Annotated in this window: 21 protein-coding genes and 1 CRISPR repeat array; of the genes, 5 read left to right on the top strand and 16 right to left on the bottom strand. The window is 70.0% G+C overall.

The genetic code is table 11. The features are described 5' to 3' along the window. Positions 1–44: 44 nt before the first annotated feature. On the bottom strand, positions 45–236 hold the full coding sequence (locus VZL07_RS17180; RefSeq protein WP_426756628.1) for a hypothetical protein: 192 nt from the start codon (positions 234–236) through the stop codon (positions 45–47). Positions 237–367: 131 nt separating this feature from the next. Between VZL07_RS17180 and VZL07_RS17175 the strand changes: the two genes are divergently transcribed. Both VZL07_RS17175 and VZL07_RS17170 read left to right on the top strand, forming a co-directional pair. Next, on the top strand, positions 368–1,141 hold the full coding sequence (locus VZL07_RS17175) for an alpha/beta hydrolase (RefSeq protein WP_426756627.1): 774 nt from the start codon (positions 368–370) through the stop codon (positions 1,139–1,141). Positions 1,142–1,152: 11 nt separating this feature from the next. Next, positions 1,153–1,725 carry a DUF2378 family protein gene (locus VZL07_RS17170; protein WP_426756626.1) on the top strand — a complete coding sequence of 191 codons (573 nt, stop codon included), beginning with the start codon at positions 1,153–1,155 and terminating at the stop codon, positions 1,723–1,725. Between the two features lie 6 nt (positions 1,726–1,731). Here VZL07_RS17170 and VZL07_RS17165 read toward each other — a convergent pair whose 3' ends face one another. The 6 genes from VZL07_RS17165 to VZL07_RS17140 form a co-directional block, all read right to left on the bottom strand. Next, positions 1,732–2,895: an ATP-grasp domain-containing protein gene (locus tag VZL07_RS17165; protein ID WP_426756625.1), complete on the bottom strand. Its 1,164-nt coding sequence runs from the start codon at positions 2,893–2,895 to the stop codon at positions 1,732–1,734. 137 nt (positions 2,896–3,032) lie between these two features. Next, positions 3,033–4,691: a LysM peptidoglycan-binding domain-containing protein gene (locus VZL07_RS17160; RefSeq protein ID WP_426756624.1), complete on the bottom strand. Its 1,659-nt coding sequence runs from the start codon at positions 4,689–4,691 to the stop codon at positions 3,033–3,035. 212 nt (positions 4,692–4,903) lie between these two features. Beyond that, on the bottom strand, positions 4,904–6,238 hold the full coding sequence (locus VZL07_RS17155; RefSeq protein ID WP_426756622.1) for a porin: 1,335 nt from the start codon (positions 6,236–6,238) through the stop codon (positions 4,904–4,906). A 197-nt stretch (positions 6,239–6,435) separates the two neighbouring features. Continuing rightward, positions 6,436–7,353 (bottom strand): protease HtpX, encoded by a 918-nt coding sequence (gene htpX / locus VZL07_RS17150; protein WP_426756621.1) that lies wholly within the window; start codon positions 7,351–7,353, stop codon positions 6,436–6,438. A 152-nt stretch (positions 7,354–7,505) separates the two neighbouring features. Then, complete coding sequence (locus tag VZL07_RS17145; protein ID WP_426756620.1) at positions 7,506–10,346, bottom strand: type 2 lanthipeptide synthetase LanM family protein; 2,841 nt, start codon at positions 10,344–10,346, stop codon at positions 7,506–7,508. Positions 10,347–10,459: 113 nt separating this feature from the next. After that, on the bottom strand, positions 10,460–10,663 hold the full coding sequence (locus VZL07_RS17140) for a DUF6229 family protein (RefSeq protein ID WP_426756618.1): 204 nt from the start codon (positions 10,661–10,663) through the stop codon (positions 10,460–10,462). 427 nt (positions 10,664–11,090) lie between these two features. Between VZL07_RS17140 and VZL07_RS17135 the strand changes: the two genes are divergently transcribed. After that, on the top strand, positions 11,091–12,212 hold the full coding sequence (locus tag VZL07_RS17135; protein ID WP_426756617.1) for a peptidoglycan-binding protein: 1,122 nt from the start codon (positions 11,091–11,093) through the stop codon (positions 12,210–12,212). 49 nt (positions 12,213–12,261) lie between these two features. Beyond that, complete coding sequence (locus tag VZL07_RS17130) at positions 12,262–12,507, top strand: hypothetical protein (RefSeq protein ID WP_426756616.1); 246 nt, start codon at positions 12,262–12,264, stop codon at positions 12,505–12,507. Between the two features lie 59 nt (positions 12,508–12,566). Here the strand turns inward: VZL07_RS17130 and ettA are convergent, their stop codons facing one another. The 4 genes from ettA to VZL07_RS17110 form a co-directional block, all read right to left on the bottom strand. Continuing rightward, a complete protein-coding gene (ettA, locus tag VZL07_RS17125) occupies positions 12,567–14,246 on the bottom strand; it encodes an energy-dependent translational throttle protein EttA (RefSeq protein WP_426756615.1) in 1,680 nt (559 codons plus the stop codon). A 406-nt stretch (positions 14,247–14,652) separates the two neighbouring features. Continuing rightward, on the bottom strand, positions 14,653–15,372 hold the full coding sequence (locus VZL07_RS17120) for a hypothetical protein (RefSeq protein ID WP_426756614.1): 720 nt from the start codon (positions 15,370–15,372) through the stop codon (positions 14,653–14,655). A 193-nt stretch (positions 15,373–15,565) separates the two neighbouring features. Continuing rightward, complete coding sequence (locus tag VZL07_RS17115; RefSeq protein WP_426756613.1) at positions 15,566–15,898, bottom strand: DUF2834 domain-containing protein; 333 nt, start codon at positions 15,896–15,898, stop codon at positions 15,566–15,568. 76 nt (positions 15,899–15,974) lie between these two features. Next, positions 15,975–16,439 carry a 2,4'-dihydroxyacetophenone dioxygenase family protein gene (locus VZL07_RS17110; protein ID WP_426756612.1) on the bottom strand — a complete coding sequence of 155 codons (465 nt, stop codon included), beginning with the start codon at positions 16,437–16,439 and terminating at the stop codon, positions 15,975–15,977. Between the two features lie 102 nt (positions 16,440–16,541). Between VZL07_RS17110 and VZL07_RS17105 the strand changes: the two genes are divergently transcribed. Continuing rightward, positions 16,542–17,969 carry a PLP-dependent aminotransferase family protein gene (locus tag VZL07_RS17105; RefSeq protein ID WP_426756611.1) on the top strand — a complete coding sequence of 476 codons (1,428 nt, stop codon included), beginning with the start codon at positions 16,542–16,544 and terminating at the stop codon, positions 17,967–17,969. A gap of 340 nt (positions 17,970–18,309) precedes the next feature. Beyond that, positions 18,310–19,841: direct repeats of the CRISPR family, unit length 37 nt; unit sequence GTTTCAACCCACGCTCCCCGCGTTCACGGGGAGCGAC. A gap of 516 nt (positions 19,842–20,357) precedes the next feature. On the opposite strand, the gene VZL07_RS17100 is transcribed toward VZL07_RS17105, so the two are convergent. From VZL07_RS17100 to VZL07_RS17080, 5 genes are read right to left on the bottom strand one after another with little or no spacing between them, the layout of a single operon-like run. After that, the gene (locus VZL07_RS17100; RefSeq protein ID WP_426756610.1) at positions 20,358–21,125 is read right to left on the bottom strand and encodes an Imm49 family immunity protein; all 768 of its coding nucleotides are present in this window, start codon (positions 21,123–21,125) and stop codon (positions 20,358–20,360) included. Between the two features lie 32 nt (positions 21,126–21,157). After that, positions 21,158–22,285: a hypothetical protein gene (locus VZL07_RS17095; protein WP_426756609.1), complete on the bottom strand. Its 1,128-nt coding sequence runs from the start codon at positions 22,283–22,285 to the stop codon at positions 21,158–21,160. Beyond that, positions 22,282–23,607 (bottom strand): TIGR02270 family protein, encoded by a 1,326-nt coding sequence (locus VZL07_RS17090; protein ID WP_426756608.1) that lies wholly within the window; start codon positions 23,605–23,607, stop codon positions 22,282–22,284. Before VZL07_RS17090 ends, VZL07_RS17095 begins: the two co-directional genes overlap by 4 nt. Beyond that, positions 23,604–24,203, bottom strand: a complete 600-nt coding sequence (locus VZL07_RS17085; protein ID WP_426756607.1) for an imm11 family protein — start codon at positions 24,201–24,203, stop codon at positions 23,604–23,606. Before VZL07_RS17085 ends, VZL07_RS17090 begins: the two co-directional genes overlap by 4 nt. 35 nt (positions 24,204–24,238) lie before the next feature. Further along, positions 24,239–25,099 carry an AHH domain-containing protein gene (locus VZL07_RS17080; RefSeq protein WP_426756606.1) on the bottom strand — a complete coding sequence of 287 codons (861 nt, stop codon included), beginning with the start codon at positions 25,097–25,099 and terminating at the stop codon, positions 24,239–24,241. Positions 25,100–25,163 lie beyond the last annotated feature (64 nt).

Here is a 25,163-nt window from a genome sequence, read left to right as displayed (position 1 = left end):
CACGCGGACCGGCCGTCCAGGGGTGGGACGCGGCGCCTTCCGCCTCAGGCACGTCCCAGGCGAGGGTCGACCTCGAGCAGATCCCACGCCAGGAAGTACGCGGCCTCCGCCCGGCACTGCGCGGCCTCATAGCGCAGACGTGCCTCCTCACTGCCATCCAGCCCTTCCCGCGCCTCGCGCAGGTCGGCCTCGGTGGTGAGCAGCAGAACCGCCAGGTGCGGATGTTCCAGCTCCATGAGGGGACTCCAGATTAAACCGCTTTTCACGCGGAAATAGACAGCAACGCGTGGCGCCTTCCGACTGTGCAGTCCCGGGGCCAGCGGTTCCCGGACGTCGCTCTCCTCCAGATATGATGCCCCCCGGTTCCATGGGCCACGTCCACATCGTCCGAGACTTCCCCTCCCCCCAGGAGGGCTTCGCGCGCACCGTGCGCGTCTACACCCCTCACGCATACGATGCGATGCCGGACCACCGGTTCCCCGTGCTCTACATGCACGACGGGCAGAACGTGTTCGCCCACCCCGAGTCCGCCATCTTCGACACCTGGTGCGCCAACCTCGCGCTGGAGCATGGCGTGGGCGAGGGGCGCCTGGAGCCGTGGATCATCGTCGCGGTGGACTCCGGCGCTGGCCGTGTCCACGAGTACTCGCCGTGGGACGAGCCTCGCAGCCGCATCCACGCACGCGGTGATGCGTATGGCCGCTTCCTGGTGGAGCACCTCAAGCCGCTGGTGGACCGCACCTACCGCACGCGCCCGGAGGCGGAGTGGACGGGCGCCATGGGCTCGTCGCTGGGGGGCCTGATTTCGCTCTACCTGGGCTGCCGGTACCCGGACGTGTTCGGCCGCATCGGCGCGATGTCTCCCACCGTGACGTGGGGGGCCAACCAGCTGTTCGACGCGTGGGCGGCCCACAGCCGCCGCTGGACGCGCATCTACCTGGACGCGGGCGCCCACGAGTACACCGACGCCAGCGGCGTGCCCGTCTACTACGGCGAGTCCACGCGCGCCTTCTACGAGCACCTCAAGCAGCTCGGCTACGCGGACCACGAGCTGGCGCTGGTGCTGGACCCGCACGGCGGACACCACGAGCGGGACTGGCAGCGCAGGCTCCCCGGCGCCATGCGCTGGCTGCTGGGGTGAGGCTCGCCCCAATGAGGCCTCCCAGGTCGGTTCCGCTGTCGCAGCGGCTCGTCTACGTGCAGGTGGTGGAGGGCCTGCTCGAGCACGGACTGCGGGGCCGCGTGTCCCCGCGCCTCAAGCACCGGCTGAGACAGGCGGGCATCGACCTGGACCGGCCCCTGCTGCCAGCCTACCCGGTGCCGCTGTGGGAGCGGTGCCTGGCCGTCATCATCGAGGAGACCTTTCCCGGCGTCCCCCGGGAGGAGGCCTTCCGCCAGCTCGCCGAGCGCCACGTCGAGGGCTACGGGCGCACCATGGTGGGCCGCGCCGTGTATGGCGTCCTGCGGCTGCTGGGCCCCCGGCGCCTGGTGCAGCGCCTGCCCCAGACGCTGCGGGCCACCGACAACTACACGGAGGTCGAGCTCACCGAGCTGGGCCCCACCTCCTACGCCATGAAGATGAACTCGCGGCTGGATGCGCCGGGCTACGCGGAGACGCTCTTCGAGTGCTTCCTGCGCCTGGGCGGCGCCAACTCGCCCCGCGTCACCCGCGCCGGCGAGGACGCGGAGAGCACCACCTACCTGCTCACGTGGAATGAGCGCTGAGCCGCGCTACGCCTTGGCCTGGATGAAGCGCACCGTCTCGCGCACGGCGTCCATGTCCGTGTGGCGGGTGAGGTACATCTCCTCGCCCAGGAGGCTGTGGTAGATGGTCGGCAGCTCGCGGTGGAGGATGAGCGCGCTGCCCAGCTTCTTCTCCACGTCCGCGTGCGCGTGCAGGTAGCGGCGAGCCTTGCGGCGCGCGCTGTGACAGACGTGGTAGCGCGGCGTGTAGCGGAAGTCCGCCACCGGGTCCCCCGTCACCACGCGCGCCCAGAGCCGGTACACGTCGATGTCGCACGTGTAGTTCATCATGTCGACCATGAAGCCGCCGGGCGGGCGCAGGTTGGCCTCCAGCACCATGAAGCGGCCGTCGGGCAGGCGGAAGAACTCCAGGTGGAACCAGCGCTCGCGCAGGCCGAAGGCGGCCACCACCTGCCGGCCCAGCACGTCCAGCGCGGGGGGAATCTCCGTGTGGCTCCAGAAGGAGATGTCGCGCTGCTCCACCACCGTCTCCATGCCTCCGTCGCTGTACTCGTGACTGAGGTTGAAGACGATGACGCCGTGCCGGTCCACGATGCCGTCGTAGGTGACGATGGTGCCGCGCACGAAGGGCTGCGCCACGTAGGAGGTGGGCAGCGGATGGGACAGGGCCGCGTCCACCTCCGCGTCGCTGGCCACCTTGAAGGTGTTGGCGGCGCCCACGCCCACGTCCGGCTTGAGCACCAGCGGGTAGCCCACGCGCGCGGCGAAGTCCTTCACCTGGGCGGCGTCCCGGACGCGGATGAGGTCCGGGTGCGGCACGCCCGCGGCATGGAACACCTCCGCCATGCCGGACTTGGAGCGCAGCCGGTGGATGTCCTCGGGCTGCAGGCCCGGCACGTGGAAGTCCTGGCGCAGGCGCGCCTCCACCTCCAGCCAGGACTCGTTGAGCGAGTCGATGCGGTGGATGCGGCCGTGCCGCCAGGTGAGGTAGCCCGCCGCGCGGGTGAGCGCCTCCTCGTCCGTCAGGCTGGGGACGAAGTAGTACTCGCGCAGGGACTCGCGCAGCTCGGGGCGGAGCGACTCGTAGGACGCGTCACCAATCCCCAGGACCGTGACGCCCCGCTCCCGCAGCGCGGTGATGAAGTGGAAGTAATGCGGAGGGAAGTGGGGGGAGATGAAGACGAAGTTCATGGCTCCTCGGGGCACGGACGACCATATCGCGCCGCGCGCCCGCGCCCAGTTCCTGACTGAACCTCCGGGGGCGGAAAGACACTCCTGCCCGCCGGAGGCCGCCTGGAATCAGGTCTCCCCAGCGTCCAGCGCAACGGCTAGGCGTTCGGCCGGACCATCGACACCTCGAAGTGCCGGGTGACGACGTTGCCGTCGGTGGGGCCCGGGCGGTACAGGTTGCCCGTCTCCGAGTCCACGTAGAAGCGGTTGTTCGGGTTGGTGTCCGCGCCGCGCTGCTGGTGCTGCGTCGCCGGGTCGTGGAACGTGTAGTAGGTGCGGCCCTGCTCGTCCGTGCCGCGGCCCGTAATCACCACGAAGTGGTCGGTGATGCCGTCCACGTTGTCCGAGTTCCGGCCCGAGCGGTGGTCCACGCCCACGACGACGGGCTTGCCCGCGTCGAGCTGGCCGTCGATGTACTCACGGCCCCGGCGCGCCGCCGCGGCGTCCACGGTGACGCCGCCGTTCGGGTCGTCACCCGTGGCCACCTGGATGCGGTTGCCAGGCCCCGTCACGGTCGCGCCCGCCCCCGCGGCCATCACCACCGCGGCGCGGAAGCAGGCCTTGTGGCCAGCGCGCTCCACCCGCGACCCGTCATACTGGCTGACCCAGGGCGTGGACGTCTGCACCGCCGGGCGGTCCGCCGCGGGCGCGATGACCGCGTTGTCGTTGAAGTCCGTGGGCGTCGCGCTCTCGGTGCTGCTGGACGCCTGGAGGTTCTCCGGGCGCGGCCGCGGGATGGGGACCTCGGCGGGCGTGCTGGACGCCTGGAGGTTCTCCGGACGCGGCCGCGGGATGGGGACCTCGGCGGGCGTGCTGGACGCCTGGAGGTTCTCCGGGCGCGGCTGCGGGATGGGCGGGTTCGCCACGGCGCCACCATCGCGGTAGCCGCGCGCGTCCAGCGCCCGGACCAGCGCCGTCTCGCGCCGCGTCTGGTCGGCGCGCAGCCGCTGCTCGCTGTGGCCGAAGCCGGAGGCGCTGATCTCGCCGCTGTCCGTGCGGAACGCGTTCACCCGCGCGTCGATGAGCGCCTCGGGCGTCACGCCACGGGGGTCCTGCGCCAGCCGGGGCAGCTCACGGTTGAGGAAGTTCTGCGCGGCGCGGGGCGACTGCGTGTGCAGGTCGTAGAACGTGGAGGCCAGCAGCGCGTTGTTCGGGTCCAGGCCCGCACGCTCGGCGGCGCGCTGGTACTGCGGCGTCACACGGCCCAGCTCCTGGTTCCAGATTTGATCCGCGTGCGAGGGCGAGCTCGCCCCCGTCCCCTGATAGGAGAACGAGCCACGGTTGTGCTTGGCATTGCCCGGGTCCGTGTGGCCCCCGTAGCTCGCCGTGAAGCCGCCGTTCGGCGTGCGGTTGCCCTCGGAGGTGCCGATGATGATGGCAGACTCGGAGTTGGAGCCGCCCTGGCGGAAGGCCGTCAGGTCGATGTTGCGATAGCCATTCTGGGTGCCAGAGGCCCCATTGGTGCCCGCGGGCGTGACGCCCTGCGCCATGGTGCCCTGCGCGGTGCCGGGCTCGAAGCTGTCACGCGGCTGTGAGGTCCCCGTCTGCAGGCCGGTCGGACGCGGCATCGGGCGGGGGGCGTTCGCCTCGAAGCCATCGCTGGCGCCCGGGATGACGAGTGTCTTGCCGGCGAAGATGCGGTCCGGGTCGCGGATGTTGTTGGCGCGGGCCAGGGCATCCACGGTGGTGTTGTTGCGCCGGGCAATGCCGCTGAGAGTGTCTCCCGGACGGATTCGGTAGGAGGTGCTGCCGGTCATCGACGACTCCATGGGGGCAAAGTAAGTCAGACGCCTCCATGGTTTTCCGGATCAACTGCCGAAAGTTGCGCAAGCGGCGAAACAACAGCCCCAGCGTTACAGTTCAGTATTTCTGGACAAACACTGACGCGGCGCACAAAGGGTCAGCCCAGACACCTTTTACATATTCGTGACACAGATGCTGCCCACGCAGCATCTGCGTCCCCTGCTGCTCAATAGTTGACCTGAAGCTGGACACGCGTCACGTGCCCCTGCTCCTGGATGTAGGGATAGCGCGACGAGGTCCGGTCCGAGATGAGGTAGGTGCCGGTCAGCTCGAGCGCCTTGTTGAGCTGCCATTCCGCGCCCATTTCCAGCTCCCGCACGTCATAGAGCGGCGCGTTCGTCTCGAACTTCTTGCCGCCCTCGTAGAGCGTGCCGCGCACGTAGGGGATGAGGGACACGCCCAGGACGCCGTCCAGCTTGTACATGAGCTGGGCGTAGCCACCCCGGAGCCTGCGGCTGTCGATGAGCAGCCCTTCGACGGGCCCCTCGCCCAGCGAGGGACCACGGCCGATGTTGTACTCGGCCTGGAAGCCCAGCGGCTGGGGGTAGATGGTCAGGCTGACGATGGCGCGGGCATCCACCTGGTTGGAGCCCCCCACGAGCGCATAGGGCGCCTCGTCCCGCGGAGACGCGCTGAGGTTGAAGCGGCCGTAATAGCCGCCCACGCCTGCTTCGACATACTGCGAGCCGAACAGGAAGGGCCACGTGAACCGGACCACGCCGTGGGGCGTGTCGTTGCGCTCGGCGCGGTTGGCCGTCTGGCCGTTGAAGACACCGAAGCCCACCACGCCGTAGTCGCCCGAGCCCTTCAGCCCGCTGTCGACCAGGTACTTGAAGCGCTTCCGGATTTCGTCGGGCGCCCAGTAGAAGAACACGCCCAGATCACGCTCGTCCTTGAGCGCGCTGTTGATGCCGTCGTTGCGGTCCAGCGGGAGGCGGTTCTGGCTGGACTGGAGGTTCTCGAAGCCGAAGGGCACCTTCGACTGGCCCACGCGCAGGCGGAACTCCTTCTTCGCGTCCAGGAAGATGTCCGCGTACCAGTCCCGCATGATGGTGACGTTGTACTGGTCCCCGAGGACGGAGGCGAAGTCCGGCTGCAGGTAGATGGACACGCGGTCGTGGACATCACCGAACAGGACGAGGCGCGCGCGGCGGATGCCAAAGCCGTTGTTCTTCCCGAGGAAGCGGTCGCCCTGGTCGTTGACGAGCGCGTCATTCACCCGGAAGCTGGGGAGCCGGTTGTAGCGGAACTGCGTGTAGCCCCGGATGCGGATGCGGTCGTACCAGGCCTGCTCCTTCTTCTCGGGGGCCTGGGGCTTCGGCGTCTCGGGCTTCGCCTGCTCCGGCACCGGCGTCGGCGCGGCCTCGTCGGCGGGCGGCGCCTCACTGGAGGCCGCTGGCGGGGCCTCCTCCTGCTGAGCATGGGCCAGTGGAGACAGCAGCAACGCGGTGCCGGACAGCAACGTCTGGAGAACAGCGCGGAACGGTGCGGTGGAGGTCATGAAGGCGAGGGCCTGCCCACGGAGAGAGAGCGCTTCCGGGCTCGAGTTTGCGCTCCCGTTACAAGACGGATTCCGTGGCGGCAACGCGGCGGCACCTGTTGTTGCCGCACCGTCACAGGCGCGTGGTCCGTGTCACCAAATGGACCGGCGCATGTCACACACTCGTGACATGCGCCGGTCGTACGTCCCTTCAGGTGTCAGCGCCGCCAGCTGCCGTCCACCAGCCGCTGGATGCGCTGCTCGAGCGGGGGGTGGCTGGCGAAGAGCGCCATCATCCCGCCACCGCGGATGCCAAACGCCTGCATGTTGGCGGGCAGCAGGGCCGGCTCCCCCTGCTGCATGCGCAGGCGGTCCAGCGCGCGCGCCATGGCCCCCGGGTCCACCAGCTGGGCGCCGCCGTCGTCCGCGCGGAACTCACGGCGCCGGCTGTACCAGGCCACGATGAGGCTGGCGCCAATGCCAAACACAATCTGGAGCACCAGGCTGGTGAGGAAGTAGGCCGGTCCCGTGCCGCCGCTCTCCTCTCCGTCCTCGGAGCGGCTGAGGAAGCGGTCCACGAAGAAGCCCACCACGCGGCTCAGGAAGATGACGAAGGTGTTGAGCACGCCCTGCAGCAGGGAGAGCGTCACCATGTCACCGTTGGCCACGTGGGCCACCTCGTGGCCGAGCACCGCCTCGACCTCGTCGCGCCGCATGCCGTGGAGCAGGCCGGTGGACACCGCCACCAGGGCGCTGTTGCGGTTGGCGCCCGTGGCGAAGGCGTTCATGTCCGGGCTGTCGTAGATGGCCACCTCCGGCATGCCGATGCCCGCGTCCCGCGCGAGCCGGCGCACCGTCTCCACCAGCCACAGCTCGGCCTCCGAGCGTGGCGACTCGATGACCTGCGCCCCCGTGCTCCACTTCGCCATCGGCTTGGAGAGGAGCAGCGAGATGATGGACCCGCCGAACCCCATCACCGCCGCCATGATGAGCAGCCCCGGCAGGTTGAGGCCCGCGCCCTGGCGGGCCAGCAGGTTCTCCACCCCGATGAGCCGCCCGACGATGGCCAGCATCGCGACCACCGCGAGGTTGGTCAGGACGAACAACGTGATGCGCTTGGCGAAACTCCCCTTCATGACCCTCTCTCCCTAGAAAAAACCTTGGGGACAACATTCAACAGCGCGGAGCGAATGCAAGCGCTCACGCGACTTATCGTCCCAACCTGCCTTGAACAGCGCCCCAGGCGGGCACTTCCCAAGGTTGTTCCTTCGGGAGGCTTCGCTTTTTTCTATGGATGAACCTGGCCGCCCGCCGGGCTTCCCGGCCGCCGCTCCAGCAGCAGCGGCGTGGCGAGGCGGCTGTCGGGGTGCATCTCCATCAACAGGTGGAGGATGCCGCCAATCCCCGGCATCAGCCCGGGGGTGAAGGCGTCCCGAGACCAGCCGCCCACCGGGCCGCGCTCCTCCAGGCCGGAGAGGATGGCGGCGTCCCAGCCATCGCGGTCCGCGCGGACCGCCTCGGGGTCGATTCGGCGCCAGCGCTCGAGCAGCTCCCACAGCCCCAGGTCGCCGTGGCAGAGCGTGTGGCTCCAGCCAAAGCCCTCGCGCAGGCCGGCGGCGGCGGCCCGGCGGGCCACGTCGAGGTAGCGCGGCGCGCCCGTGCGCGCATGGAGGTCACACGCGGCCAGGCCGATGCCCGTGCTGCCATGACACCAGTTGGTCAGGAAGCGCAGCCCCACCCCGCTCCGGGCATCGCGCCAGTTGCCGGCGTCCCGCTGGAAGAGCGTCTCCTCGAAGTCGAAGGCCGCGTGCGCCAGGTCCAGCCAGGCGCGGCGCTCCGTCTCGGAACCCGCGGCGCTCAGCGCCAGCCGGGCGAGCGCCCAACCCATGCCGGTGGCGCCGTGCGCGAAGCCGCCAATGGACTCCGGGAACATCGACGTGGCCCAGCGCGCGCCCGCCGCGTCTCGCGTGACGGTGGCCACCAGCCGGCGCCCGGCCCTGGCGGCGACCTCCAGCCACCGCTCCTCGCGTGTCAGCGACGCCAGGTTGAGCATTGGGACCACCACGCCGGACACGCCATCGAGGATGTCCAGCAGCTTGTCATCGTCGAAGGTCCGCTCCGCCAGCAGGTCCGCGCGGGCCCGGGCGCGCTCCAGCATCCATGGCTCGCCCTGGAGCTCGTACAGCGCGCTCCACGTCCACACCTGCGAGGCCAGCCCCAGGAAGGCGCCCACCTTCTTGGTGGGAACCCGGTCCTCCGTGGCGCGGAGCACGGCGAGCGTCCCCTCGTACAGCGCGTCCAGGCCGTCCACCGCGTCCACGCGCCCCTGGGCCCGCTCGTGCAGGTACTCGGCGAGGCAGATGGCGAGCCCACCCTGACCGCTGTAGACGTCCGCGGCCAGCGGCCGGATGGCCCAGCCATGCTCGGCGAGGATGGGGCTCACCCACGTCACGGAGCCATCCGCGCCGCGGATGGCGTTGTCGCGCAGGCGCTCCAGCAGGCTCGCGGCCATGGCCCTGCGGCGGCGGTCGAGCTGCTCCCGGTGGGGATTGGGCGGGAGTTGCTGGCGCGGCGGCGGCGCCCGCTCGTTGAGATAGGCGCTCACCAGCGCGCCCTGGATGGTCATCTCTTCCAGGGGGAAGTCGGCGGAGCGCCAGTCCGCGAGCTGCTGCTGGATGAGCGCCGCGTCCACGGTGACGGTGAAGACGGGCACGTCACCGGCGAGCATGTCGCGCACCTCACCGTCGATGAGCGCGGGCTCCGTCGGCGCGCCGGGCGCGGACTCGGCGTTGCGCCGCAGGATGTCCTGGCCCCGGGCAATGGCCGCGGCCTCGTCGTGCAGCGAGGCGGGGTGCCACAGCATCCGGATGATTTCCGCGTAGGCCTGCGTGGGCCGGCGGATGCGCCGCACGACGCACCCGGTGAAGGGCCGCAACAGGGCGTCCACGCCGGCGCCCCGGCGCTGCATGGCGGCGGTGAGGTCCCGGAACCCGGCGACCACCTGGTCCCAGTACAGCGCCAGCACGGGCTTCGGGCTCGGGTGGTTCTTCGTGGGCGGGCGCTCCACCTGCGCCATGCCCAGGCGCGCGGCGCTGGTGCCGCCCTCCACGATGGTGGGCACGGGAATGCGGGGCTGCTGTCCCGGCAGGGAGCCCGCGGCGGAGATGTCCAGGCCCGCCAGGGCCAGCCCGTCCGCGCGGATGGGCAGGATGCCCGTGCGCAGCACCGTGCGGCGGATGAGCTCCGCGGCGGTATCCACCGCCTGTCCCCGGCCCGAGGCCGGAACCGCGGGGTCCGGACAGAAGAGGCTCTCCGCATCCACCACGATGGGCACCGGGCCCGCCGCCACGATGTTCTCCGAGTGCAAATCCGTGCCGCCCACCAGCCGCATCACCGCGAGCCAGTGGCCCAGGTTGCGATAGAAGCAGGCCAGCTCGGCGTCGCCGTCGCAGTAGCGGTGCTCGACGAACTCGGCCCAGCCATAGCCGTCACGCGCCAGCACCGCCGGCACGCGGATGCGCTCCGCCGCGGGCGCTCCCGCCAGCACCTCCGCGAGCAGCCCTTCCAGGGCGACGTCCACCTGGACGGGCCGGGGCTTGTACATCACCGTGCCGTCGGCGAGCTCCAGGCGCGCGACGGCCTGACCTCCCAGGTGCGTGTCCCCGGCGCCCAGGGAGATGGCGCGCAGCTCTCCCCGAGGCTGGCCCGGCAACCCCGCCAGCGCGTCCCGGTCCGCGACGAACCGCTCCACGAGCCGGAGCACCGCGTCCACCTGGTACTGACAGAGCGTCGCCAGCCGCGAGTGGAGCGTCGGGTAGCGGCGACGCAGGTGCGACTCGAAATCGGGCGTGCAGGTCAGCTCGAGGAACTGTGTCCAGCGCTCGCGCTCGTCCCCGGCGGTGAGCTTGCCCGTCAGCGTGGCGGCGTGGAGCTCCAGCAGGAACAACCGATTGAGGCGAAGCTGGGCGGTGTCATGGAGCCGCCGCGCGGAGGCCTCGTCCAGGACGACGCGCTCGGCGTCACCCAGTCCTCGCACCCGGCGCAGCCGCTCCTGCAACGACGCGAGAAACGGCTTGATGAGTCTTGTCACCGGACGCTCGAACCAACCCGAGTCGGGGTTCCCGGACATGCGCTGCACCTCGTCGTGAGTCGGCGTTCGAGTTCGCGAAGACGTGGCGCCGGAAGGCCGGCTTCCGGCGCCACGTGGGGGCGCTCAGCGATGGCTGGCAGGCCCCGAACGACTCAGCAGCAGTGCGCCGTGCCCGAGGCGGTGCACGAGCTACAGCCGGTGAAGAGCATCAGCGACTCGTCGGTCAGCGCAGCCTCCGTCGCGTCGCCGCCCACGTACAGCGGGCCCGCCGGGTTCGACATCCCGTGAGCCGCCTCGGAGCCCGAGAGCCAGCCCGCCAGAATCTCCTCCACGCGCGCATCGGTCATATTCGCCATGAACGTCCTCCCATCGGATTGAACGAACAGCGTCATGCGCGGAAAGGCAGCCGCCAGAATGCGGCCACCGCCCGCGCAGGCAATGACAAACCAGACAGCGCCATGGAAGGTCTTGGCCGGCTGCGCCATTGGGGCAGGCGTCCGTCAACTCCTGGACAGCACGTGCGCGACGCCAAAAGACTCGGCGGCGGCAGGGAATGCAGCGGAAGGCACTCCACTGGAAGATTTCCGCGGGAATGAATGACATGGATGTAGTCTGTCCAATGTCACCTTGGTGCAACTTTTCCGTCACGCCACGAAAGGCATCGCAACCACGCGTGTGCGCAAGGGCTGACACACGTTCTTGACGCAATCCGAGGCAACTTTCTTTGAGCGATTGGGAAAATGGGTCCAACTCCATTCTTCTTCACAAGGGAAGAGTCCCCCCATGGTAGCCATTGCTCGTACCTCCGCGGCTGCGTCCAGCAGCGCGTCCCGTTCTGCCTCGCCCACGCTGCGCAATGGTGCGCGGGGGGCGGCGGTGACGACGCTCCAGAACAAGCTCCGGGCCGCGGGCTTCAACCCGGGTGCGTCCGACGGCGTGTTCGGTCCCAAGACGCTGGCGGCGGTGCAGGCCTTCCAGCGGGCACGGGGACTCCAGGTCGACGGCATCGTCGGGCCCAAGACGTGGAACGCGCTCAACTCGGCGGGCGCGGGCGGGGCGAACCCCACGCTGCGCAACGGTGCACGCGGCGCGGCGGTGACGACGCTCCAGAACAAGCTGAAGGCCGCGGGCTTCAACCCGGGCGCGGCGGATGGCGTGTTCGGCCCCAGGACGCAGTCGGCGGTGCAGGCCTTCCAGCGGGCTCGCGGGCTCCAGGTTGACGGCGTCGTCGGTCCCAAGACGTGGGGTGCCCTCAACGCGGTGGGTGGCGGGTCGGGCCCGACACTGCGCAATGGCGCCCGGGGCGAGCCGGTGCGCGCGCTCCAGCAGCGGCTCAACGTGCTGGGCTTCAACTCGGGCACGGCGGACGGCGTGTTCGGTCCCAAGACACTGTCGGCGGTGAAGGCCTTCCAGCAGTCCCGCGGCCTGGTGGCGGACGGCATCGTCGGCCCCAAGACGTGGGACAAGCTGGGCATCAACGTGCAGGGCTCCGTCACCAACCCGGGTGGTGGCGGTGGCGGCCGGGTCGTCACGGGCTACGTGAACGGGCAGCCGCGGCAGATCACCCTCTCGCCCGTCCCCAACGGGAAGGAGATGCGCTCGGACGCGGCGGCGGCGTTCAACCGCATGTATGCGGCGGCGCGCGCCCAGGGCATCACGCTGAAGGTGAACAGCGGCTTCCGCAGCATGGCGGAGCAGGAGGCGCTGTACCGCGCGTACAAGAATGGCACCGGCAACCTGGCGGCGCCTCCGGGCTACTCCAACCACCAGGGCGGCATCGCGGTGGACATCAACACGGGCGGCACGGGCACGTCGACGTACCGGTGGCTCGCCAACAACGCGAAGAACTTCGGCTTCGTGCGCACCGTCCCGTCCGAGCCCTGGCACTGGGAGTACCGGCCCTGAAGCAGTAATGTCCGATCTCCACTGAAGTGCGTCTTACCGGGAGAGAGACATGAAGAAGCTGCTCATGGCGGTCGCGGTGCTGGCGGTTCCCGCAGGCGTTGTCGTCGGCAGCCTGGGATACACGCCCACCGCGGAGGCGCAGTCGCCCAGGCAGGCCTGCACGTACACCTACTACGCCGATGAGGCGCTCACCGAGTACGTGATGACGCTGCGCTGCTCCTGTGCGAACCCGTACTGCTACAACACCGAGGACGTGACGCCGTTCTACACGGTGGAGTGCATCGACGCCTGCTGAAGCCTCGTCGAGCCACCGCACCTCAGGGTAGGTACGGTGGCTCCGGGCACGGCAGCGGCTCAGCTCTTCGTAATCGGCCGGTAGCGGATGCGGTGCGGCTCCAGGGCCTCGGGGCCCAGGCGCTTCTTCTTGTCCGCCTCGTAGTCCTCGAAGTTGCCCTCGAAGAAGAACACCTTGCTGTCGCCCTCGAACGCCAGGATGTGCGTGGCGATGCGGTCGAGGAACCAGCGGTCGTGGCTGATGACCACCGCGCAGCCCGCGAAGCCCAGCAGCGCGTCCTCCAGGCTGCGCAGCGTCTCCACGTCCAGGTCGTTGGTGGGCTCGTCGAGCAGCAGCAGGTTGCCGCCGCTCTTGAGCATCTTCGCCAGGTGCACGCGGTTGCGCTCACCGCCCGACAGGTCCTTCACGCGCTTCTGCTGGTCCTGCCCCTTGAAGGCGAAGCCCGCCAGGTACGCGCGGCTGGGTACCTGCCCCGCCTTGCCCAGGTCCAGGTGGTCCAGCCCGCCGCTCACCTCCTGGAACACCGTGTTGTCGCCGTCCAGCGCGTCGCGGCTCTGGTCCACGTAGGCCAGCTTCACCGTCTCGCCGATGCGCAGCTCGCCCGCGTCCGGCTTCTCCACGCCCGTCAGCATGCGGAACAGCGTCGTCTTGCCCGCGCCGTTGGGACCGATGACGCCCACGATGCCACCGCGCGGCAGCTTGAAGCTCAGGTCGTCGATGAGCAGCCGGTCGCCGTAGGCCTTGCGCAGATTCTTCGCCTCGATGACCAGACCGCCGAGCTGCGGGCCGGGCGGGATGATGACCTCACCCGTGGCGTCGCGCTTCTCCTGCGTCTGGTTGAGCAGCTCCTCGTACGCGGAGATACGGGCCTTGCTCTTCGCCTGACGGGCCTTGGGCGAGGCACGCACCCACTCCAGCTCGCGCTTGAGCGTCTTCTGACGGTGGCTCTCCGCCTTCTCCTCCAGCTCCAGGCGCTTCTGCTTCTGCTCCAGCCAGCTGGAGTAGTTGCCCTTCCAGGGCACACCCTCGCCGCGGTCCAGCTCCAGGATCCACTCGGCGGCGTTGTCCAGGAAGTACCGGTCGTGGGTGATGCAGACGATGGTGCCCTTGTACTCCTTGAGCGCCTGCTCCAGCCACGCGACGCTCTCCGCGTCCAGGTGGTTGGTGGGCTCGTCCAGCAGGAGCAGGTCCGGCTTCTCCAGCAGGATGCGGCACAGCGCCACGCGACGCTTCTCACCACCGGACAGCTTCGTCACGTCCGCGTCGCCCGGGGGCAGGCGCAGCGCATCCATGGCCATCTCGATGGTGCGGTCCAGCTCCCAGCCATTCACCGCGTCGATGGCGTCCTGCAGCTTGCCCTGCTCGGCCAGCAGCTTCTCCATCTCGGAGTCGCTCATGGGCTCGGCGAACTTCGCGCTGACCTCGTTGAAGCGGTCCAGCGTGGCGCGAATCTCCTTGAGGCCCAGCTCCACGTTGCCCTTCACGTCGAGCGAGGGGTCGAGCTGCGGCTCCTGCGGCAGGTAGCCGACCTTGGCGCCCGGGTCCGGCTTGGCGACCCCGAAGAACTCGGTGTCCACACCGGCCATGATGCGCAGCAGCGTCGACTTACCGGACCCGTTGGGACCGATGACGCCAATCTTCGCGCCGGGGAAGAACGAGAGGTAGATGCCCTTGAGGATCTCCTTGCCGTTCTTGACCTTGCGCAGGTCCTGCATCGTGAAGATGAAATTCTGGGCCATCTGGGCCTTCCTGCTTTGAGGCGGAGTGAGGGGCTCTGCGGATACCAGGGTGCAACAGCGCACTCAAGGTGAGAGCGTCCCCGCCCCGGATGGGCACGAACGAACGGCCCCGACCGGTAGGGGCAGCCCGGACGGGCCCTCGACGGCGAGCCGGTGGCCGCGCCAGCAGGCGTGGAATAGCGAACGGCGCAGGAGGGGCACCGCCGAGCCGCCGGCCCGGGAAACGAGGCCGGGCCGCCCCCCAGCCCGCCTGCCGCCGCGTCCGATGGCCGCCGAAGCGGTGGGCGTCGCGCCAACACGCGGCGCGCGCGACGCCGGGACTCGAACCTTCGTGCGCGGAGTCGCGCAGGCCCAGCGCCTGACACGGGGACGCTCCCGGGACGGGCGTCCCCAGCGGCAGCGTCGACTACTCGTTCGAGGAGGCCTGCTCGGCCTGCTCCGGCTGCTCCATGCCGAACAGCTTCCGCAGCCGGGTGTTGGCGTCGTCCTCGGGCTTGATGCCGGCCTGCTCCATGAGGGCGTCCATCTTCTTCTGCTGCCGCGCCTTGGTGAGCCCCGCCACCGCCTCGCGGTCGGGCAGGTTGGGCCCGAGCTCGCTCACGACGGCGTTGCGAATCGCCGACGCGGCGTTCTTCACCACCTGTTCATTCTGGAAAATCGTTCCCCGCTCCTTGGGCTCCGACGCGCCAGTGCCGTACGCGGACCGCACGCGGCCGCGGAGCGTGAAGGCCTGCACCGAGACGAGCTTCCCGCCACTCGTCCCCACCGCGTCCTCGAGGAAGACATGCGGCAGGACCCAGACGTCCGGAGCGAGGCCCTTGGCCTGCGCGGCGGCGATGCGGTCCTCGTCCGTCGCACCGGACCGCGTCGCGCTGCTGGGGAGCTTCGTGACGCGCACGATGCGCAGCATCGGGTCGGCGGAGAGCTCGGCCAGAAGCGCCGCGTCGAGTTGCTTGCGGTCGAGAGACTTGGCGAGCGACTCGGCGACAGTTGCCTCGAACACCGCGACCTCGATGGGCGCCTGGGGTGAGCGCCGGGGCGCCGCGGCGACGGCCTTGTCGTACTCCTCCTGCTCACGCGCCTCCGCGTCGATACGGGCCTGCTCCGCGGGGTCGGAGCTCGTCACGACGGTCTTTCCGTCGGGCCCCGTCACCGTTCGGGTGACAGTCATTCCTGCACAGCCGACAAGGGACAGCGCGACGACAGGAATGACCAGTGGACGCATGAACATGTCTTCTCCAGGAGGCAGCGAGCGGGGATTCCGCCGTGTGCGATTGCATCGCGGCGGCGGGCTGAGGACGGCCCCTTCCGGAGAAAATTCAATCTTTCCTGAACACGCCCGATTGGAGCGCGAAGTACAGGAACAGTGGCAGTCCCGCCGAGACACCGGCCCCCAGGGTGAGGACCGTGACGATGAGGGCCTGTCTGCGCTGGATGAACCGGCCGGAGTACGCGGCCACCAGCAGCACGACCGCGGACACCACGACGTCCAGCCATGCGAACGCGCTGATGCGATTGGCCGCGGCCTGCGCGACGAGCAGCGGCACATCGAACCCGTGCTCCACGACGAAGGGAAGGAAGGCCGCGTAGGGGATGGCCACGCCCGCCACGGTCAGGGCCAGGAGCACAGGCTTGAGGTGCTGGGTCTTCACCGCGCCAGCATAACAAGCGGGAACCCGGCTCCTGTCGCCGCGGAGTGCAGCCGGTGGCCTCCGCTCCCGCGGGACATCACTCCATCGTGGCCAGGAACGGCGCGCCGTTCGCCTCGCACCAGCGTCGATAGGTCTGGAGCCGGTCCTCGGACGTGACGCGCTTGGAGACCTGGCCATCCTCCGTCAGGTACTCGATGGCCCCGCGCACCGTGATGAGCAGGACCACCGGCGCGTCGCCCGTCACCCGCCAGCTGTCGACGTTGCCGGGCGGCTCGTAGACGTAGCCACCGGGGCCAATTACCTCCCCCGTGTCGAGCAGCTCGCGGCTACCGGAGAGATTGAAGCCGTGCACCTCTCCGGTGTGGCGGTGCCGGGGGATGACGATGCCGGGCTCCAGGCGGAAGAGGTACATCCAGCCGGAGCCATCCCGGAAGAAGCGCAGCGGCTTGAAGGAGAGGCCCGGGGGGCCCATGGGAATCCAGGGCATGCGCTCGGGGTCGACCGGGTGCGAGGAGGACGAGGACGGCGGCGTGTGGTTCATGACGACTCCCGTGAGGAGAACGCCGTCAGGTTGCGCTTTCCCTGGCCCTTCCACCGGGCCAGAATCGACGAATCTCACTGGGCCAAACGAAGGGGCCGCGGGATGGACCTTCATGTCGACCTCCAGGACCGCAGGGACCTCGCGGGGCAGATATATCGAGGCCTGCGCGCGCGGATTCTCGACGGACGGCTGCGAGACGGTGAGCAGGTCCCCCCGTCACGTGAGCTGGCCCGGCGGCTGGGCGTCTCGCGCAACACGGTGAGCGTGGCCTACGAATGGCTGTCCGCCGAAGGCCTGCTCGTGGGACGAGGACGCTCGGGCAGCTTCATCCAGAACGCGCCTCGGGAGCGCGGTGCCCGCGCGACGACGACTCGCGGCGTGAAGCTGCGCCCGCGCCCGGTCTGGAGTCAGCTGCGCGCTCCGCCGCCCGCTGAGCCCCCAGCGCCGTATGACTTCCGCGTCGGAATCCCCGATGCCACGCTCTTCCCGTTCGACGCCTGGCGACGGCTGCTGGCGCGGCAACTGCGCGCCACCGCGATGACCGCCGCCTACTCGGACCCGTCTGGACACCCCGAGCTGCGCGAGGCGGTGGCGCGCCACGTGGGCGTCTCCCGAGGCGTTCGCGCGGAGGCGTCGGACGTGCTCATCACGCACGGGGCACAGCAGGCGCTGGACCTCGTGGGACGGGTGCTCCTGGAGCCTGGAGACCGCGTCGCCGTGGAGGAGCCCGGCTACCCGCCGGCCCGACTCCTGTTCCAGTCGCTCGGAGCCCGTGTCGTGCCGGTGCCGGTCGACCAGGAAGGGCTGGACGTGCAGGCACTGCCGGACGACACGCGCGTCGTCTACGTCACGCCATCCCACCAGTTCCCGCTGGGCATCGCGATGTCGCCCGCCCGCCGAAGGTCACTGCTCGACTGGGCCCGGCGGCGCGACGCGGTGGTCATCGAGGATGACTACGACAGCGAGTTCCGCTTCGGCGGGCGGCCGTTGGAGACGCTCCACAGCCTGGACCGCTCGGGCCGCGTGCTCTACGTCGGCTCATTCTCCAAGGTGCTGCTCCCCGCGCTGCGCCTGGGCTTCCTCGTCGCGCCGCCCTCGCTCCAGCGGGAGCTGCGGCTGGCGAAGCAGGTCACGGACTGGCACAGCCAGCTTCCCGCCCAGGCGGCGCTCGCGCGCTTCATCGACACGGGCGCGCTGGCGCAGCACCTGCGCAGGACGCGGCGCGAATACGAGCAGCGACACCTTCGGCTGTCCGAGGGGCTCACCCACCACTTCGGGGACGCGCTCGAGCAGCTTCCCTCCGCCGCCGGGCTGCACCTGTGCGTCACCTTCGCGCGAGGCGGTGCCCGGCTGGAGCGGGAGCTCACCCGGAGGGCCCGCGCGGCGGGCATCGGAGTCGAGGAGCTCTCCCGCTACTTCGCCGGGCCACCGACGCGCCACGGCTGGGTCCTGGGCTACGGCGGAGTGACAGTGGACCGCATCGAGGAGGGACTCCAGCGCCTGCGCGCTCGGCTCGCCGGAACCCTTTGACTCGACGTTCGCAGCCTTGACGCGACGAAATGAGCGTGGCTGCGCTCCTTTGGCTCGGCACGGAGCGAGAGGCGGCGAGGACCGCGCGCCAACGAGCATCGAGGTGGCAGTGGGCAGGTTCTCGGGCGATGACCGCAGCGGCGAAGACCGTGCGCCAACAGGCGCTGGCGTGGTGGCGAACGGGAGCGCGGCCTTGGCAGTCGTTGGAGGCATGGCCTCCCCGGCGAGCGTCGTTCCCCGCGACCTCGAAGCTGGCCCGCCCAGTGCCCGGGGCCGTACGAAGCCGCGCCACGTTGGCGCCTTTCACCGAGACCTGCCCGGATGCCACCCTGTCCGCGAAGTTTCAACCCACGCTCCCCGCGTTCACGGGGAGCGACACGCGGCCCCATCGTCACGACGATTACGCACACGGAGTTTCAACCCACGCTCCCCGCGTTCACGGGGAGCGACCTCGTCTACGGCGACCTGGTGCCCAAGGTGCAGGAGTTTCAACCCACGCTCCCCGCGTTCACGGGGAGCGACACTCCCGGCCTCGCCCAGCCTCGGCATGTCGTTGTCAGTTTCAACCCACGCTCCCCGCGTTCACGGGGAGCGACTGTGGGGGTCGAAGACCCACCGGCCTCAGTAAGTGTTTCAACCCACGCTCCCCGCGTTCACGGGGAGCGACGCCAAGGCCGACGCCGAAGTCGTGCGACAGGTGCCGTTTCAACCCACGCTCCCCGCGTTCACGGGGAGCGACGCACACTCCGGGTCTCCAGTGGCAGCCTTCATGTTTCAACCCACGCTCCCCGCGTTCACGGGGAGCGACACTCGACCGTCGCCGCAACCCTGCTGAATCACACCAGTTTCAACCCACGCTCCCCGCGTTCACGGGGAGCGACTCCGCATCACGGAGCGCCACATTCGGGTTGGTGGTTTCAACCCACGCTCCCCGCGTTCACGGGGAGCGACACGCACGACATCGGCGGGCCGGGGCTGCTGTTCGAGGTTTCAACCCACGCTCCCCGCGTTCACGGGGAGCGACAGGCCAACGGCATTCAACTGCCGGACGGCGACAAGTTTCAACCCACGCTCCCCGCGTTCACGGGGAGCGACAAGTCCGCTCCACGCCACACCGCGCGCGTGACGTTTCAACCCACGCTCCCCGCGTTCACGGGGAGCGACTGGAGGCGAGCCGCAAGGCCCAGCAGGCCCCTCAGTTTCAACCCACGCTCCCCGCGTTCACGGGGAGCGACTGTCCGCGTACTCCTGGACCTTGCCGCTCGGCGCGTTTCAACCCACGCTCCCCGCGTTCACGGGGAGCGACGTGGCGGTCGTCTTCTTCTTCTTCCGCTTGTTTCAACCCACGCTCCCCGCGTTCACGGGGAGCGACGGCGTTCTTCGCACCTTTCGTTCGGAGCCACCCATGTTTCAACCCACGCTCCCCGCGTTCACGGGGAGCGACATGCTGGGGTCGAAGCCGGCAATCACGTTGGGGTCGTTTCAACCCACGCTCCCCGCGTTCACGGGGAGCGACGCTCGGCCTCGCTCACCGTCGGGTACTTGCGGAGGTTTCAACCCACGCTCCCCGCGTTCACGGGGAGCGACGCCGAAGGAGGTGGAGTCGTGAGCCCCGCGAAGTTTCAACCCACGCTCCCCGCGTTCACGGGGAGCGACCTGGTGTCCATTGACAAGGACATGCGGACCTTGCCCGGGTTTCAACCCACGCTCCCCGCGTTCACGGGGAGCGACCGAGCGCAGAGCGGACAACCGACACATGCACTCCGTTTCAACCCACGCTCCCCGCGTTCACGGGGAGCGACAAGGAGATTCCCGAGGCTGTTGCCTTCATTCGGGTTTCAACCCACGCTCCCCGCGTTCACGGGGAGCGACCCTGCCTATCCAACATAGCGTTCTTCCTACGGAATCCGGCCCGGTTTCGCGAACCCGCCTCCACCGCGACGCTTCCGGGCCCTCGACCACCGCGCCGTCTCATCCAACCCTTGAAAACTATTCGGGATTTCAAAGAGCGCGAACCCTCGGCGGAGCGCCCACCGGGGGCGGTTCGCGGGCGGCTACTACAAGACAGTCGCCCCCTCGACGTCCAGAGGGCCCCTGGGGTCGTGGTGCCCCGTCTTCCGCGTGCCATCTTCCGAAAGGGATGGAATCGCAAGCCGTCGCCCTCCGAGTCGGTCGTCGCCAGCGCTCTGTTGCGCATGACGTCCAACCCTTGAGGATGCGCTCATGGGGCGGGGATGTGGAGCTGCTCTCGAGCGTGGGGCGAGCTGACAGGTAGCTCGATCATTGAGCGCCTGGCCGCGTCTGCATCCGTTCCGCTGGAGGTCAGTGCCACCAGCGGAGGGACAGCCAACACCGAAGCCCCCCTGTGCGGGCACCCGGATACCCACTTCAGCCCAGGACCCTCCACGAGTCCTCGCCCGGCGGTGTCCGGCTCCGCGCTCGTGCCAGCGATGGGACGTGGAGGTAATCCTCCTCGGTCTCCAGCCCTCTTCGCTCGGCCAGACGCGCCAGCACCAGCCCCTCGAGGGAGAAGCTCCACTCGGTGGCGAGGAACTCCTCGGGGAAGGGGCTGGTCTCCGCCTGCGCCTCCAGCCGCTCCTTCCTGTCCGAGAGGTACAGCGCGAGCGCCTCGTTGAAGGACTCCGCGTCCGCCGCGAGCAGCGCCCGGCACACGTCGAAGCGGAGGTCCTCGGCGCCCCTCAGCGCGCGCTCGTACCGGGTGAGGAGGTCCTCGCACGCGGACACCGGGGCCTCCAGGACGCCATGCTGGATGAGGAACTCGATGAAGAGGAAGTCCTCCTCGTACTCCTCGCCCTGTGCCCAGGCCCGCCTCGCATGCCTGGCGATCAGCGCCGCGCCGTCGAAGTCCCCCGCCCCGATGGCGTCGAGCAGGGGGCGCGAGCGGCTCAGCCGCACGTCGTCGTTCGCGGCGCCGCGCAGATAGTGTGCAAAGGCCCGGCCGCTCTGCTGGAGCCGGAGGAGGAAGGGCTCCGAGGTGCCCGTCAGGAAGAGCGCGCCGATGCCCGCGATGCGGAGGTTGTCACAGAACGTCAGGACATGACGCGCGCCTCCCGCGCCACGGACGAGCACCGGGAGCAGGGCCCGGCTCTGGTGCAGGGCGTTTTCGATGACGGCGGGCAGGAAGCGGGAGGCCATGGGCGCACCTGGAGACGGAGAAGGGCCGGGCCTCAGGCCCCGGCGGCGTGGAGACGGAGGCAGCCCACGGTACCCCAGGGGGAGCTGGAGACGACCAGCGCCTGCCCGGTCCTGGAGTGGCCCCGGGAGAAGGCATGGACCGAGAGGCAGACCCCAAGCGCTCCGCTCGCGGCGCCAATGTCCCCCACCGAGACGCAGGGGAGGTGGACGTTCGGCGCGTCCAGGGCCTCGCTCAGGCGCACGAGCGCGGTCCCCCACTCCCGCGCGCGCCACTCCTCGCCATTCAAGTCGGCGTAGAGGTCCCCATCGAAGCGGGCCGGGCGCGGGCCGCGCGCGAGCACCTCGCGGATGCAGGCCGCGAGCCCCTCCCCCTGACTGGTCTGGCCGGCGTACAGGTGGTGGCGCTCCAGCGCGGTGGCCGCGCCCGTCACCAGGGCCAGGGGTGCCGCGCCGCGCTGGCGCGCCACGCCCTCCGGCTCCAGCAGGAAGCACACGCCCGCCTCGCCGGGCATCAGTCCCACCGGCTTGTCGCCCGCCTTGAGCCTGCCCTCCTCGTCGAGCATCCGCAGCGCCTCGGGGTCCAGCAGCGAGTCGACGGCGAGCACGAGGACCCGCTCGAAGCCGGCCGGCCACAGCTCGCTTGCGGCCTGCTGGACCGCCGCCGTCGTCCCCGCGGGCCCCAGGTCCACCACCCGGACGTTCGCGTCGGGGAGCGCCAGCCCCAGGGCGTCGCGGAGCGGGCGGAGGCAGCCCTCGCGGATGCCGTCCAGGCCATCGTCCCCTTCCAGCTCGAACACGCCGTCATCGCCGGAGGGGGTGACCATCATCAGGGCCGTGCGGCCCCAGAACCTCGCGTCGGAGGGGCGCGCCAGCCCGGGCGCCTCCAGCAGCTCACCGAGGCACCCGCGCGCCAGGCGCAGCCACCGCCCCATCCCCACGAAGCCATCCGTGTAGCCGTGGATGGGGTGCGCGGTGAGCGGCTGGGGCACCTGGGTCTCCGGCTCCAGCACCTGGAAGTGGCTCACCCGCCGGGGACGGGAGATGCCCGCCCGGATGGCGGCGCACGAGGCGGCGGCGCCACGCCCGACCGACGTCACCGCCCCGGTGGCGGTGATGACCCCGAGCACGTCTCCCGGGCGGAGCTCGCGTGAGGCGCTCATGCGTTCATCCACCCGTCGAAGCCACGCGTGAGGCTCCCCAGAGACAGCGTCGCGGCGGCGCGCAGCCTCGCGCGCTGGTGACCGCACCAGCCCCGGGTCTCCACCTGACAGGCCCCCCGGCTCCTGACGGCCAGCTCGAAAGCCAGCGCCGGACGGTGGCGCATCGGCGCCAGGTGGAGGGCCTGGAGCTGCGCCCCGGAGGTCCACGGCAGGCCATCCCGGTAGCGCCCCTCCGGCTCGAAGCGCTCGCGGGCCCGGGCCCACCACTGCTCCACCTCGGCCACGTGGACCCGGCCGGAGCGATGCTCGGGAGGCGGCAGGCTGACGGGCCCGGCCGCCGCGGGCGGGGCCACCGCGTCCTCGTCCTCGTCGCGCAGGAAGACGCCCTCCGGGGACAGGCCGGTGATGACGGAGAAGGCCCACAGGGCAAGCCACGCGGTCTCCGGCGCCTGCTCCCGCAGCACCGCCAGGGCCGCGTCCGCCCCCGCCCGCCGGCCGCTGAAGCCGAGCGCCCACAGGGCCTCCGCGCGCAGCTCGGGCCTGTCCAGCGCCCGGACCAGCGCCTCCACGTCAGCGGGCGCACCGCCCATCGCCACCGCGAGCATCGCCACCCGGGACACCGCTCCCTCCGCCACGAGCGCCTGGCAGGCCCGCCAGGCCGCGCGCATGCCCCGAAGCAGCCCCGCCTCGATGGCGGCGTCGCGCACGAGCGGCTCGGAGTCGTCCATCCCCTCGCGGAGCCACGCCGCCAGCGTCGGCGGCGCCGTCGCTCGTGCGGCGCGGAGGGCGGCCACGCGGAGCGCCGGCGCCATGTCCGGGAAGGCCAACCGCTCCAGGAGAGGACCCGCGTCGACCTGCCGGAAGGCGAGGACGTCGAGGAGCTCCGCCTGGAGCGCCGGTGCCAGGCGCGGCAGCAGCTCGAGCAGCGCGGCGTCCAGGTCCGGGCGCTCGCACAGCGCCAGCGCGTGCCCCAGCCACGGGCGCCGCTCCGCGTCCTCCACCCACCGCTCCAGCACCAGCGCCTGTGCTCCGGACGCGAGCAGGACGGAGGCCGCGGAGGCAACGCCCCCGGGCGCGTCGTCCTCCAGCGCGGGCTGGAGCAGCCTTCGCGCGACGGGCGCCCCTCCCACCAGGAGCCCATCCAGGTGGGCCCGCAACCGGGCCTCGTCCCCCGCCTCGACCTCGGGCAGGGTGTAGTCCGAAGCGCTCATCGCCCGCTCCCGCTGCACCCAGAGGAAGCTGGCTTCCTCCAGGTGCTCGGTGAGCACGTCCCACAGCAGCGGCGGGCGGCGCGTCACGGGTAGGGGGAGGACCGCGCTCACTTCTTGGGCTCGTCGCTGAAGCGCAGCTCCGTCCAGCGGATGTTGGTGAGCTTGCGGTCGTACAGCTCTCGCGCCAGCTCCCGGCCAATCACATACTCGGAGGGGGCCCCTTCCACCCGGAAGAGCTGGGGCGCGCTCTGCATCTTCGCGCGGTCCAGGACATACTCGCGAACACGGAGGATCTTCCTGGGGCTCTTCGCGCTCCAGGAGATGTCGCTCGCCTCGAGGTCGAGGCAGTCGAAGGTGCCTATCGGATTGATGATGCAGTAGTCGTCGCTGTAGGGGCGCCCACGGTGGTCGTGGAGGGTAAACGGGAGATACTCGATCTCGTTCGCGCAGTGCTTCTGGACGGCCTCCTTGAACGCGGAGGAGCCAATCAGCATGCTCCGTCCATTGCCAATCAGGGCCGACAGCTTGATTCCCGGGTGCTCCGGGCTCATCGGGATGCGGGCATCCTTCGGGTAGAAGGGGCTCAACCGCTCGCCGAGGTGGGTGGCATAGGACTTCCCCTCGATTCCCTCGACGAACTCGGTGAGGAAGCAGAGGTCCCGGTCGTTGGCGTTTCCCATCGTATCGAGAAGGCGGAATCGCATCATTCGTCAGTCTCTCCTGGTGGGTGAGGCGCCCTGGCTCAGGGCGGCGGCCCCGCCAGCATGTCCACGCTCTTGTTCCTGCCCTCGGCGAGGAAGTCGTGAGGGATGTCTTCCAGGGCATCTCCCGCCATGGAGCCAGCCTTCATCGCCTCGCCGGCCGCGACGATCTGCGGGTAGACATCCGTCGAGAGCAGCTCCACTGCCTCCCGTGTGGCCTCGTAGTCGGGCACGGCATGCGCGTCGGCGGCCTTCTTGACCCAGGCGAAGACCTTCCCCAGCTCATTCCGGATGAACGCGCTGTAGGCCGCGTGGTGGAAGTGGATGGGCGTTCTGCGGTGCAGCGGCAAGCCCAGCGCCAGCGCTGCGTACTTCACCATCGGCAGGATGATCATGTTGACCTGGCTGTTGAGATTGTAGCCCTCCCTCATCAGCCCCGAGCGGATGATCAGCGGCACCTGGCCCTTGGGCTCGATGCCCTTGCCCGCATCGATGACCGCGGCCTGGAGCTCCGCGTTGGCCACGATGTGATGCGCCTCATGATAGAAGGGCATCCGCGCGTTGGTCTCGAAGTTCCCGTCCACGGTGATGTCCCAGGCCCCGGCGACGTCGGGTTGCGTGGCGGCATCCGCCGGCCACGTGTACTTCGCCGGGGTCTGCTGCGCCCTCAGCCGCGCCTGATGGCGGTGGCTGCATGGATTGCTCGGGGTGTACGCGCTGACGTGCCGGTTGACGCAGCCATACTCGTGGTCATCGGAGAGGTAGGAGCCCTCCCAGGAGTGGGGAGAAGGGACGGGCTTCTTCTGCTTCGCCGGGGCCTTCCGCTTGGCGGCCGCCGTGGTGGTGGCCCGCTTCACCTTCTTCTGGCGCTTGGCCTTGCCGAGGGACTGTGCCTTGACCATGGCTCTCTCCAAGAGGGCATTGTCTCCCCTGGCCATCAACGGGCGCCGCGGCTGATGGCCTGCG

The sequence above is a fragment of the Pseudomyxococcus flavus genome (assembly GCF_050038885.1).
GTDB lineage: Bacteria > Myxococcota > Myxococcia > Myxococcales > Myxococcaceae > Myxococcus > Myxococcus flavus.
Note: the sequence above shows the minus strand (reverse complement) of the source record. Positions and strands in the feature narration are given on the sequence as shown.